11 protein-coding genes and 1 pseudogene are annotated in these 11,657 nt (G+C 73.9%); 7 read left to right on the top strand and 5 right to left on the bottom strand.

The features are described 5' to 3' along the window. Nucleotides 1-153: 153 nt before the first annotated feature. From QOZ86_RS03030 to QOZ86_RS03045, 5 genes and pseudogenes are all read right to left on the bottom strand, one after another. On the bottom strand, nucleotides 154-669 hold the full coding sequence (locus QOZ86_RS03030; RefSeq protein WP_284490474.1) for a hypothetical protein: 516 nt from the start codon (nucleotides 667-669) through the stop codon (nucleotides 154-156). Nucleotides 670-711: 42 nt separating this feature from the next. Beyond that, entirely contained in the window at nucleotides 712-1,377 is a 666-nt protein-coding gene (locus QOZ86_RS03035; RefSeq protein WP_348637944.1) for a hypothetical protein, read from the bottom strand. Nucleotides 1,378-1,417: 40 nt separating this feature from the next. Continuing rightward, nucleotides 1,418-1,657, bottom strand: a pseudogene (locus QOZ86_RS21125) (hypothetical protein); the annotation flags it as partial. 216 nt (nucleotides 1,658-1,873) lie between these two features. After that, complete coding sequence (locus tag QOZ86_RS03040; RefSeq protein ID WP_284490475.1) at nucleotides 1,874-2,530, bottom strand: hypothetical protein; 657 nt, start codon at nucleotides 2,528-2,530, stop codon at nucleotides 1,874-1,876. Nucleotides 2,531-2,564: 34 nt separating this feature from the next. Then, nucleotides 2,565-3,050, bottom strand: coding sequence for an Lrp/AsnC family transcriptional regulator (locus QOZ86_RS03045; RefSeq protein WP_284490476.1), 486 nt, complete (start codon nucleotides 3,048-3,050; stop codon nucleotides 2,565-2,567). Between the two features lie 215 nt (nucleotides 3,051-3,265). On the opposite strand from QOZ86_RS03045, the gene pdhA reads away from it, so the two are divergent. From pdhA to QOZ86_RS03080, 7 genes are all read left to right on the top strand, one after another. Continuing rightward, nucleotides 3,266-4,405, top strand: coding sequence for a pyruvate dehydrogenase (acetyl-transferring) E1 component subunit alpha (pdhA, locus tag QOZ86_RS03050; RefSeq protein WP_284490477.1), 1,140 nt, complete (start codon nucleotides 3,266-3,268; stop codon nucleotides 4,403-4,405). Next, nucleotides 4,405-5,385 carry an alpha-ketoacid dehydrogenase subunit beta gene (locus QOZ86_RS03055; protein ID WP_284490478.1) on the top strand — a complete coding sequence of 327 codons (981 nt, stop codon included), beginning with the start codon at nucleotides 4,405-4,407 and terminating at the stop codon, nucleotides 5,383-5,385. Before pdhA ends, QOZ86_RS03055 begins: the two co-directional genes overlap by 1 nt. A gap of 5 nt (nucleotides 5,386-5,390) precedes the next feature. Further along, nucleotides 5,391-6,902: a dihydrolipoamide acetyltransferase family protein gene (locus QOZ86_RS03060; protein WP_284490479.1), complete on the top strand. Its 1,512-nt coding sequence runs from the start codon at nucleotides 5,391-5,393 to the stop codon at nucleotides 6,900-6,902. Between the two features lie 87 nt (nucleotides 6,903-6,989). Further along, a complete protein-coding gene (locus QOZ86_RS03065) occupies nucleotides 6,990-8,153 on the top strand; it encodes an AGE family epimerase/isomerase (RefSeq protein WP_284490480.1) in 1,164 nt (387 codons plus the stop codon). A 128-nt stretch (nucleotides 8,154-8,281) separates the two neighbouring features. After that, nucleotides 8,282-8,743: an SRPBCC family protein gene (locus QOZ86_RS03070; protein WP_284490481.1), complete on the top strand. Its 462-nt coding sequence runs from the start codon at nucleotides 8,282-8,284 to the stop codon at nucleotides 8,741-8,743. Between the two features lie 374 nt (nucleotides 8,744-9,117). Then, a complete protein-coding gene (locus tag QOZ86_RS03075) occupies nucleotides 9,118-9,258 on the top strand; it encodes a hypothetical protein (RefSeq protein ID WP_284490482.1) in 141 nt (46 codons plus the stop codon). Nucleotides 9,259-9,502: 244 nt separating this feature from the next. Beyond that, nucleotides 9,503-11,554 carry a sensor domain-containing diguanylate cyclase gene (locus tag QOZ86_RS03080; RefSeq protein ID WP_284490483.1) on the top strand — a complete coding sequence of 684 codons (2,052 nt, stop codon included), beginning with the start codon at nucleotides 9,503-9,505 and terminating at the stop codon, nucleotides 11,552-11,554. Nucleotides 11,555-11,657: the final 103 nt, after the last annotated feature.

The following is an 11,657-nucleotide window of genomic DNA, read 5'->3' on the forward strand; positions in this document are numbered from 1 at the left end:
CGAGCCATGCGAACTCGTGGCCATCAGCGCTGATGGCCACGAGTTCGCATGGCTCGTGCGGTCGTGCGGTCGGAAAGAGTCGGGCGGTGTGAGGTTCCCCCGAACCCGTGAAGAGCTGGCAATGCGGCTGGTGATCTCGTCGCCCTCGGCCCCTCAGGGGCGGTCGAAGGCGTCGATCGTGTTCTTGACGACCACGCCGTACGCCAGGTGCGGCACTACGTCGCTGAGCCAGGACGATGCCGACCACTTGCGCGGATCGGTGACCCCCAGCGCCGTCATCGGGCCGTTGCTGGCGATCATCACCCCGACCGTCGTCAGCGCGATGCCGACGGGCTTCGCCGAGAGGAAGCCCGACGCGCGGGCCAGCCCGCCGAGGGTCCCCACGCCCACACCGGCGACGAGACCGATCAGCGGCCCCAGCCCCTGCTTCCGGTTCTCGCGGGTCTCCTCGTCGCCGGGGATCTGCACGTGCGCCTTCTCGGCGAGCTCCTGCACGGTCTGCTCGGGCGTGGAGCTGCTGCCCCGCCCGCGCACCGCCATGTCCAGATACGTGACGGCGTTGAGCGCGGTACTGCCCGCCGCTCCCGCGGCGGCTCCGCGTAGCGCCCAGCCCACCGTGCTGATGCCCCGCTTGCCCTTGCCTGCCACGCCGAATCGAGTTCGTTCCATGCACGCGTCCGTACCCGTCGTCGGGATCGGCACACCCGCTGGTCAGGACCCGGGCGCCGGGCGGCGCAGGTACCCGGCGACCAAGCGGGCGCACCGGTCGACCGCGTCGCGGTGCTGCACCTCGTAGCCGTGCGTGCTCAACGGGGGCAGCGTGAGCAGCCCGGCACGGGCGGCCTGCCCGCTGCTCTTGGCCCGCGATCCGTCGGAGGCGAAGGACTCGAAGACGGCCGACTGCGGATCCACGTCCAGCTCCCGGCCGAGGGCCAGGAGGTGGTCGGCGACCACCTTGTCGTAGACCACGGAGTCGTCGGCGTAGACGACCACCGGCCCGGACTCGACGGTCACCTGGTACTCCGCCTCGGCTGGGCCGACGTCGAGGGCCAGGGTGACGTCACCGGGCAACGTCCGGCCGGCGTAGCTCGCGCCGATCCCGCCCATCTCCTCACCGGTCGTGCAGACCAGGTGCACGTCGGCCGGTGGTCGACCGCCGCCCTGCAGCTGCCGGGCGGCGGCGACCAGCGCCGTGAGCGCCGAGCGGTCGTCGAGGAAGTAGCTGCCGACGAAGTCGCCGACGTCGACGAGGGTCCGGCGGCTGCGGTCCACGCACACCCGGCTGCCGGCGTGCACGCCGGCAGCCGCGAGCTCCTCGGGGGACGGCCGGTGAGGCGTAGACGTCGCTCCACTGCATCGCGCGGCCGCCGCCAGCAGGCTTGGTCTGCCACACCTGTGGCGTCTCCTGGGTGGTGTGCTCCGAGCCGAGCAGGAGAACCGGGGCCAGCGCCTCGGCGTCGCCGAGGGCGGTCAGCGGGCCGAGGCCGAAGTTCGCCGGGCACATCACCCCGAGCTGCGAGAGGTGCAGGGAGCCGTCCGGCTCGACCCGCTCGACGATCATGGACAGCTCGTCCATGTGGGCCATCACCCGTACCACCGGCGCACGTGTGGCACCGCTGCCGCGGATCAGCCCGACCAGGCTCCCGGCCGGGTCCATCTGACAGCTCGTCGACCAGCGGCGCCAGCTCGCGGTGGCAGACCTCGCGGACGGGTTCCTCCTGCCCGCCCGGCCCGTAGGCGTACAGGAGTTCCTGCAGCAGGTCACGGTCGGTGGGGGGCACGGGGCTCCTCGGAGGATGACGGCACGGCCGCGACCCCGGCTACCCGAGCGGGGGCGGCGGTCGACGGCGGCAGGGAGCCCGTCGCACGATCGTCATGCGGACGATTTTCCGCGCGGCGTCCTCCCGCTGCGGGACCGGTGCCGCCACCGGCGGCCGAGCAGCAGCGCCACCCCGACGAGCGCGAGGCCGGCGACGAGCAGCTGGATCGTGCCCGGCCCGCTGTCCGCGAGCTCGGTGCCGGCCGCGCCGGTCCGGGGAGCCGCCTCCCGGGCAGCCTCCCCCGGTGCGGCGAGCGCCCGGAGCTCGGCCTCCAGGGCCGGCGTCAGCTCGGCGGTGCCGCCGCACAGGAAGGCGGCGTACTGGCCCTCGGCCAGGGCCGTGAACGGGGTCTCGCCGAGGGTGGCGTCGCGCGTGGCGAACACGGCGAACGGCCCGTCGCCGGTCAGCTCCAGGCCGCAGCTGGCGCCGGACTCCGGGGACACGACCCCCTGTCGTTCGTGCGCAGTCCCCTTGAACACCGTGTCGACACCGAAGACGTGCAGCGCCGGATCGGTGCTGGAGCCGATCGGGCCGGGTGGCTGGTCGACGCTCCGCGAGCCCAGGGAACCGGTGAACACGGCGTCGGCCCGGGCGAAGAACTCCGCCGTCGTCCCGCCCGTGCAGCTGCAGGCCGACGCCGGTGCGGCGGCGACCACGCCCGCGACCGCGAGCAGGCAGCCGAGCAGCAGGGCGACCCGGATCCGCAGCATGCGGAGCAGCATCCACCCGGGCGCGGCGTCCCGGCTAGACCTCGTCGGACCCGGTGCCGGCGGCCCGCTCGAGCAGCGGTGCCACCCGGCGCTCGACGAAATGACGCATCGCCAGCGCGGTGTCCACCCGCTGCACCCCCGGGATGGCGAGGACGGTCTCGGTGATCCGCCACAAGTGGTCGGCATCGGTGGCGACGACGTGCACGAGCAGGTCGGTGGCGCCCGACAGGCCGGTCACCTCCAGGACCTCCGGCACGTGCTCCAGGGCGTCGCTCACCTCGGCCAGCCCCCGCTGGGCCACCTGCACCGACATGTAGGCGCCCAGCCGGTAGCCCAGGGCCTCCGGGCGCACCCGCTGGTCCAGCGGGGCGAGCACCCCGTTGCTCTCCAGCCGGCTCACCCGGGCCTGCACCGTGTTGCGGGCCAGCCCCAGCCGCTGGGACAAGGCCATCACGCTCGCGCGGGGGTCCTCGGTGAGCGCCAGCAGCAGCCGCGCGTCGGTGGCGTCGATCTCGGGCACGTTGCGCAGTCTGGCAGGACGACCGCCCCGAGGGACAGCGTTCTGCGCAACCGCAGGGGAAGCGGCTGTGCAGATCGTCGCGGAGAGGGGCTGGCCACCGACGGGCCCGGCGTGCCAGGATGTGTGAGGGCCGCCACACCCGGTGGTCCGGAACGTCCAGCACCACCGCGTCGCCGGTGACCCCGGCGGCGGTGGCAGACGGCGAGGAGCGACCCGTGACAGCGAAGACCTCGACCACGGAGATGGTCGACCCGGTCCCGGGGGCCGCCGCGCCCCATCTGCCGCAGCGCACGGAGCTGGTCCAGCTGCTCACGCCCGAGGGTGACCGGGTCGAGCACCCGGACTACTCACTGGACATCTCCGGCGACGAGCTGCGCAGCCTGTACCGCGATCTCGCGCTGGTCCGGCGGTGGGACCTCGAGGCCACGGCGCTGCAGCGCCAGGGCGAGCTCGGCATCTGGGCCTCGCTGCTGGGCCAGGAGGCCGCGCAGATCGGCGCGGGCCGGGCCATGGCCGAGTCGGACATGGCCTTCCCCACCTACCGCGAGCACGGCGTCGCCTGGACCCGCGGCGTCGACCCGCTGCACGTCATCAGCCTCTTCCGCGGCGTGGACAACGGCGGCTGGGACCCGGTGGCCACCGGTTTCAACCTCTACACCGTGGTCATCGGCGCGCAGACCCTGCACGCCACCGGTTACGCCATGGGCCTCCAGCGTGACGGCGCGGAGAGCGCGGCGCTGGCGTTCCTCGGCGACGGCGCGACCAGCCAGGGCGAGGTCAACGAGGCGATGATCTGGGCGGCGAGCTTCTCGGCCCCCGTCGTCTTCTTCTGCCAGAACAACCAGTACGCGATCAGCGTCCCGCTGGAGCGCCAGTCGCGGGTGCCGCTGTACCAGCGGGCTGCCGGCTTCGGCTTCCCGGGCGTCCGGGTCGACGGCAACGACGTCCTCGCCGTCCTCGCGGTGACCAAGGCAGCGCTCGCCGCCGCCCGCGAGGGCCAGGGCCCCACGTTCATCGAGGCGTTCACCTACCGGATGGGGGCGCACACCACCTCCGACGACCCGACCCGCTACCGGTTGGCCAGCGAGCTCGAGGAGTGGAAGCTGCGCGACCCGATCGCCCGGCTGAAGGCGCACCTGTCGCGCGGCGGCGTCGCCGACACCGCGTTCTTCACCGGGATCGAGGCCGAGGCCGACGAGCTGGCCGCCCGCATCCGCAGCGGGACGCTGGAGATGCCCGACCCGGCGCCGGCGGCGATGTTCGACTTCGTCTACGCCGAGCAGACCCCGCAGCTGGCACAGCAGCGTGCCGACTTCGTGCAGTACCACGCGTCGTTCGAGGAGGGTGAGCACTGATGGCCACCGAGACGCTCACCATCGGCAAGGCGCTCAACCTCGGCCTGCGCAAGGCCATGGAGGACGACGCGAAGGTCCTGCTCATGGGCGAGGACATCGGCAAGCTGGGCGGGGTCTTCCGGATCACCGACGGCCTGCAGAAGGACTTCGGCGAGGCCCGCGTCGTCGACACCCCCCTGGCGGAGGCCGGCATCCTCGGCACCGCGGTCGGCCTGGCCATGCGGGGCTACCGCCCGGTCTGCGAGATCCAGTTCGACGGCTTCGTCTTCCCGGCCTACAACCAGATCGTCACCCAGGTCGCCAAGATGCACGCCCGGTCCCGGGGGAAGCTGCCGATGCCGGTCGTCATCCGCATCCCCTTCGGCGGCGGCATCGGCGCGGTCGAGCACCACAGCGAGAGCCCCGAGGCGTACTTCGCGCACACCGCCGGGCTCAAGGTCGTGGCGGTCAGCAACCCGGTCGACGCCTACTGGGGCATCCAGCAGGCGATCGCCTGCCCCGATCCGATCGTCTTCCTCGAGCCCAAGCGCCGGTACTGGGAGAAGGCCGAGGTCGATCTCGACGCGACAGCCGACCCGCTGTTCGCCTCCCGCGTCGTCCGCGGTGGCGACGACGTCACGGTGCTGGCCTACGGGCCGATGGTGAAGACGGCGCTGCAGGCGGCGGAGGCCGCGGCCGAGGAGGGGCGGTCGCTGGAGGTCGTCGACCTGCGCACGGTCTCCCCGCTGGACCTGGAACCCGTCTTCGAGTCGGTGCGCCGCACCGGCCGCTGCGTCGTGGTGCACGAGGCGCCGGTGACGCTGGGCCTGGGCGCCGAGATCGCCGCCCGGGTGACCGAGACCTGCTTCCACTCGCTGGAGGCGCCGGTGCTCCGGGTCGGGGGCTACGACACCCCGTACCCCCCGTCGAAGCTCGAGGAGGAGTACCTCCCCGACCTCGACCGGGTGCTGGACGCCGTCGACCGATCGATGGGGTTCTGAAAGCCATGACCCGGACGTCCGCGCTCCGTTCGTTCAAGCTGCCCGACGTCGGTGAGGGGCTCACCGAGGGGGAGATCATCCAGTGGCTGGTCGCCGTCGGCGACACCGTCACGGTCAACCAGCCGCTCTGCGAGGTCGAGACGGCCAAGGCCGCCGTCGAGCTGCCTTCGCCGTGGGCCGGTACCGTCGTCGAGCTGCTGTTCGAGGCCGGCACGATGGTCGACGTCGGCACCCCGATCATCACCATCGACACCGGCGGAGCGGGCGGTGGCGGGCCGTCCCCCGAAGCCGAGCCGGCCGACGACGGCGAGCCCGCCGCCGGGCTGATCGGCGGCTCGGCGCCCGGTGGGCGGACAGCGGTGCTGGTCGGCTACGGCCCCCGCACCACCGAGGCACGGCGTCGGCCGCGCCGGTCGGGCACCTCCGCCGCCGCCCGGGCGACCGCCCTCCCGGGCGCCGACTACGGCTCCGGCGGCGCCGACCGCCCGCCGCTGCCCACCGACGACGGCCCGCCGCTGCTCGCCACCGCACCGGACATGCGCAGCAAGCCGGTCCGGCACGGCGGTCTGGAGGTGGGCCGGCAGGCCGAGGTCGCAGCGCTCCGCGAGGACGCCGCACCCGCCCGGGGCGTCGCGCCCGGCCGCCGCGGGCCGCGCCCGCTGGCCAAGCCCCCGGTGCGCAAGTACGCCAAGGACCTCGGCGTCGACCTGACCACCCTCACCGGGACGGGCACCGGCGGCTGCATCACCCGGGCCGACGTGGACGCCGCCGTTGCCGGGCCTACCACCCCGGACGCGGCCCCGTCGGGCCGCGGCACGGCTGGGGAGGAGCGGATCCCGGTCAAGGGGGTGCGCAAGGCCACCGCAGCGGCCATGGTGGCCAGCGCCTTCACCGCCCCGCACGTCACCGAGTTCCTGACCGTCGACGTCACGCGGATGATGAAGCTGCGTGGCCGGCTGGCCGCCCGCCCGGAGTTCGCCGGTGTCAAGGTGAGCCCGCTGCTGTTCGTCGCGAAGGCGGTGCTGCTCGCCGCGCAGCGGTACCCGATGGTCAACAGCTCCTGGGACGAGGCGGCGCAGGAGATCGTCGTCCACGGGCAGGTCAACCTGGGCATCGCCGCGGCGACCCCGCGGGGCCTGATCGTCCCGAACATCAAGGACGCGGGCCGGCTCGCCCTGCCGGAGCTGGCCGCGGCACTCGGGGAGCTGACCGAGACCGCCCGGGCGGGGCGCACCGCACCGGCCGACATGACCGGCGGCACGATCACGATCACCAACGTGGGGGTCTTCGGCGTGGACACGGGGACGCCGATCCTGAATCCGGGGGAGTCGGCGATCCTCGCCTTCGGGGCCGTGCGGGAGATGCCGTGGGTGCACAAGGGCCGGATCCGGGTGCGGCAGGTGACCCAGCTGGCTCTGTCGTTCGACCACCGGGTGGTGGACGGCGAGCTCGGGTCCCGGTTCCTGGCCGATGCCGGCGCGGTGCTGCACGATCCAGGCAGCGCACTGGCCTACTGACGCCGGACCGCCCCGCGCCCGACCTTCCGGGGGGCCGCCCGGCCGGGCGGCCGGGGAGCTGGGCGGTCCGCGCTCTAGCGTGGCCCGGTGACCGAGCTGGACGGCCTCCTGGCCTTCGCGACGCGTTCCCGGCTGGACGACGGCTTCGGCTACCTCGGCGACGACGGCGCCGTGCTGGCGGACCGGCCGCAGGAGGCGTGGATCGTCGCCCGGATGACCCACGTCTTCGGCCTCGCGACGCTGCTGGGCCGACCGGGTGCGGACGAACTGGCCCGTCACGGTGTGACGGCGCTGCGCGACGGCCCGCTGCACGACGACGAGCACGGCGGCTGGCGGTCGAGCACGGCCGACGACACCAAGGCCGCCTATGTGCACGCCTTCGTCGTCCTGGCCGGTGCCACAGCCAGCACCGCGGGCGTCGATGGCGGGCCCGCCCTGCTCGACGAGGCCCTGGACGTCTGGCAGGACCGGTTCTGGGATTCCGACGCCGGGCTCGCGGTCGAGGAGTGGGACGCCGCCTGGTCGAGGCTGTCGGACTACCGCGGCGCCAACGCCAACATGCACGGCGTCGAGGCGACACTCGCCGCAGCCGACGCGGTCGCCGATCCGGCGCGGGCGGCGCGGCTGCGCTCCCAGGCGCTGCGCAGCGTCGAGCGGGTCGTGCGCGGCTGGGCCCGGGAGCGCGACTGGCGGCTCCCGGAGCACTTCACCGCGGCGTGGGAGCCGGTGCCGGAGCTCAACCGGGACCGGCCGGCCGACCCGTTCCGGCCCTACGGTGTGACGGTGGGGCACCAGTTCGAGTGGGCGCGGCTGGCCCTGCACCTCCGGGCGGTGCTGCCCGAGCCTCCGTCCTGGCTGCTGGAGGACGCCGTCGCGTTGTTCGACGCCGCGGCGGACCGGGGCTGGGCGGCCGACGGCGCCGACGGCTTCCCGTACACCCTCGGCTGGGACGACCGCCCCGTGGTGGTCGCTCGCATGCACTGGGTGCTGTGCGAGGCGGTCGCGGCGGCGGCCGTGCTGGCCGAGGTCACCGGCGAGCCGCGCTACCGGGAGCTGGCCGCCCGCTGGCGGGCGCACGGCGAGGCCCGGTTCGCCGACCCGGGGACGGGCAGCTGGCACCACGAGCTGACCGCCGCCGGCGAGCTCGCGTCGGGCACCTGGTCGGGGCAGCCCGACGCCTACCACCTGGCGCAGATGCTGCTGCTCGACGGCCGCCCGGTGCGCGGCAGCATCGCGGCGGCGCTGCGCTGACCGGTTCCCTCGTGAGGGCCGCCTGCCGGTCCCGCTCGCCCCGGGCATCGAGCCGCCCGTACGCGTGTCCGACGGCGTGCTCGGGGGTAGGCCGACATGCAGTTACCACCGAGAGCGAGGAGGTTCCCATGGCCAGCGTGCAGGAGTCCGTCGACGTCGACGTCCCGATCCGTGTCGCCTACGACCAGTGGACGCAGTTCGAGTCCTTCCCCCAGTTCATGGGCGGCGTCGAGAGCATCAGGCAGATCGACGAGACCCACACCCACTGGGTCACGAACGTCGACGGCGTGAAGCGTGAGTTCGACGCCGAGATCACCGAGCAGCACCCCGAGGAGCGGGTGGCCTGGACCAGCACCAGCGGCGAGGCCAAGCACGCCGGTGTGGTCACGTTCCACCGCCTCGCCGACGACAAGACCCGCGTCATGATCCAGATCGACTGGGAGCCCACGGGTCTGGTCGAGAAGGCCGGCGCCGCGCTCGGCTTCGACGACCGGCAGATCAAGGCGGACGCGAAGAAGTTCAAGGAGTTCATCGAGAGCCGGGGTACCGAGACCGGTGCCTGGCGCGGGGACGTCCAGCGGCCCAGCTGAGCGAGGGCCCCGCGCCCCTTTTCGCATGCTCGGGGCGGGGCCGTGCGGCGAGGCCGTTCCAGCACGTCACGATCGGCGGCGCCCCGGACCCCCCGGGGCCCGGGGCCCCCCGCGGGCGGGGGGGGGACCCCCCCGCCCCGTGGGGGGCCCCCTGTCCCCGGGGGGCACGGGGCGCCGCCGTCGTCCGTGGCGGGAACGCCCGGGTCCGGAGAGGTCTGCAGGGCCGGCTCGTGACCACTCTCACCGCAAAGGGTGAGAAACCGTAGGTTCCACCTCAGGCTCACCGACGTTTCGTCGGATTAGAGTGGTTCGTGCCTGCGTTACTACGGCTGCAGGCGCATCACTTCGACGAAAGAGGCAGCACCATGAACAGCGTGACGACCAGCTGGCGGAACCGTCGGCAGGTGGCGCGTACGCGGCGGGCGCTGAACAAGGCGCTGTCGCGCAGCAGCAGCCCGGCCATGCGTGACGAGCTCCTGACGATGGCCAACGGCGCCCAGTTCCTCGGCCGCTGAGCCCCGGGCCGTCCGCGGCCCGCGAGATCTCGACCCCGGTCTCCATCGAGACCGGGGTCGTGTGCGTCCAGGGGCGCCTTGTCTCGGCCCTCCATCGATGGCAATCTGTAGCCGTGCGCACACGCCGGGTACCCACCCGTCGGTGCGGCGTCCCCCGAACGGGGGGACACGCTCCACCCGCCGGGTCCCCGTGCCGATCAGAGGACGTGCGCACCCAGCGGATCCTCGGCACCGGCGGCCGGCGATGAGCCAGCCCACCGCCGGGCGCGAGACCTCCGGCGCCACCACCGGGGGTCTGCTCCGCTACGTCCGCAGCCAGGCAGGTGACGACGCCGTCGCCGAGGTGCTGCGGCGGGCCGGCGTGGCCGCGTCCGCCGCTGAGCTCGAGGACCAGTCCCGCTGGTGGAGCTACGACACCCGGATCGACCTGTTCGCGGCCGCGACCGAGGTCCTCGCCGACCCGCGCACGATGTACCGGGTCGGCGCGGCGGCCCTGCAGTCCGGCCTGGCGCACTCGCTGGTCATCCTGCTGCGCGCGATGGGCGCACCTCGCCAGGTATTCGGCCAGCTGCCTCGCGCCGTACAGAAGTTCAGCACCACCTCGACCATGGAGATCCTCGAGGCGACGGCCACGACAGCCACCATCCGTTACCGGCTGCACGACGGCTTTGCGCACTCCCGGCTGGACTGCGACTACACCCAGGGACTGCTGAGCGTGGTCCCGCAGGTCTTCTCGCTGCCGCCCGCCCGGATCACGCACGAGGCGTGCCAGTCGGACGGGCACCCCGCGTGCCTCTACCACCTGACGTGGGACCGGCGGTCCCGGCTGCCCTGGCGCCGTGGCGGTTCCGCCCGGGTCGACCCCGAACTGCAGGCGCTGCGCGGTCAGCTGCAGATCCTGCAGTCGGCCGCGACCGACCTGGTGGCCAGCGACGACGTCGACACGGTCCTGGAGCGCATCGTCGCCCGGGCCGCCGAGGCGGTGCTCGCTCCGGCGTACCTGCTCGCCGTCCACGCTCCCGGTGGTGGCCCGCCGCTGGTGCACGGAGCCGGCCTGGCGCCCGAGCTGATGCCCGAACTCGCCGCGGTACTGCTCGACGGCGGTGATCTCGGGTCCGACGCCGTCGTCGTGGACGTGACCTCCGCCCGCCGGTCGCACGGCCGGCTCGCCGCCCTCTACCGGCCCGGTGGCGCCGCCATGGGGGACGAGGCCGCCATGTTGGCCGCCTACGCCGGGCACGCCGCCGCCGCCCTCGATCTGATCATCGCCCTCGAGGACGCGCGGACGGAGGCCGACCGGGCCGGTGCGCTGCTGGTCCTGGCGCACGAGCTGGCGCTCGCGACCGACATCGCCGAGGTCACCGAGCTGGTCACCTCGGCGCTGCCGCGCGTCGTCGGCTGCACCCGCGCCTGCCTGCTGCTGTGGCACCCGGGCGCCGGGGTGCTGCGGGCGTCGTCGACCGTGGGCATGTCCGACGAGCAGTCGGCGCTGCTGCAGGCGGCCGAGCTGCGTCCGGAGGACGTCCCCGAGCTGGTGGGCATGCTGACCGACCGGACCCCGCTCATCATCGACGACACCACGAGCAGCCCCCTCCTGCGATCGGTGCTGCGCGGCATCAGCAGCGTCGACGTCGTCGCCGTTCCGCTGCTGGCCGGCACGACGTTCCTCGGAGTGGCGACCGTCGGCTGGCAGGCCGGCGAGGCTCCTCCGTCCCTCGCCGGGGACGTGCTCGTCCGGCTGTGCGGCGTGGCGGACCAGGCGTCCACCGCGCTGCAGAAAGCGCGCCTGCTGCAGACCGTCCGCCACCAGGCGACCCACGACGCCCTGACCGGGTTGCCGAACCGGGTGCTGTTCCTCGACCGGCTCACCGCGGCGATCGCGGCTGCCGGCCCCCGGGCCCATCTCGGCGTGCTGTTCTGCGACCTGGACCGGTTCAAGCAGGTCAACGACACCCTCGGCCACGCGGCGGGCGACGAGCTCCTCCGCCAGGTGTCGGCCCGGCTGCGCGCTGCCGTGCGCCCCGGGGACACCGTGGGCCGGCTCAGCGGCGACGAGTTCGCGGTCATCCTGCCCGGGCTGGGCGAGCCCGGGGACGCCGACGGCCTGGCTGCCCGGGTCATCGACTCCTTCCGCGAGCCGTTCCGGCTCGACGGCGTCGAGGTGCCGGTCGGCACGAGCGTCGGAGTGGGCGTGCTCGGTGCCGACGGCGGCACCGCCGAGGAACTGCTGCGGGCAGCCGACGCGGCGATGTACCGGCACAAGCACGAGGGGCGGCCCACGTCCGCGCGCGGATGAGCGCGGACCGGATCACCCCGTCCGGTTCGGGTGGGCACGGGCGTGGGCATCGCGGTCCCGGGTGCGGGGACGAGCCGCAGGGCCGACCAGCTGATCCGTGAGG

Origin of the sequence: Blastococcus capsensis, from assembly GCF_030165005.1 — a bacterium.
Classification (GTDB): Bacteria; Actinomycetota; Actinomycetes; order Mycobacteriales; family Geodermatophilaceae; genus Blastococcus; species Blastococcus capsensis.

Excerpts from the sequence above, each read along its gene's own strand:
- QOZ86_RS03030 (WP_284490474.1), bottom strand. The coding sequence starts at position 669 with ATGGAACGAACTCGATTCGGCGTGGCAGGCAAGGGCAAGCGGGGCATC.
- QOZ86_RS03060 (WP_284490479.1), top strand. The coding sequence starts at position 5,391 with ATGACCCGGACGTCCGCGCTCCGTTCGTTCAAGCTGCCCGACGTCGGT.
- QOZ86_RS03055 (WP_284490478.1), top strand. The coding sequence starts at position 4,405 with ATGGCCACCGAGACGCTCACCATCGGCAAGGCGCTCAACCTCGGCCTG.
- QOZ86_RS03040 (WP_284490475.1), bottom strand. The coding sequence starts at position 2,530 with ATGCTGCGGATCCGGGTCGCCCTGCTGCTCGGCTGCCTGCTCGCGGTC.
- QOZ86_RS03070 (WP_284490481.1), top strand. The coding sequence starts at position 8,282 with ATGGCCAGCGTGCAGGAGTCCGTCGACGTCGACGTCCCGATCCGTGTC.
- QOZ86_RS03080 (WP_284490483.1), top strand. The coding sequence starts at position 9,503 with ATGAGCCAGCCCACCGCCGGGCGCGAGACCTCCGGCGCCACCACCGGG.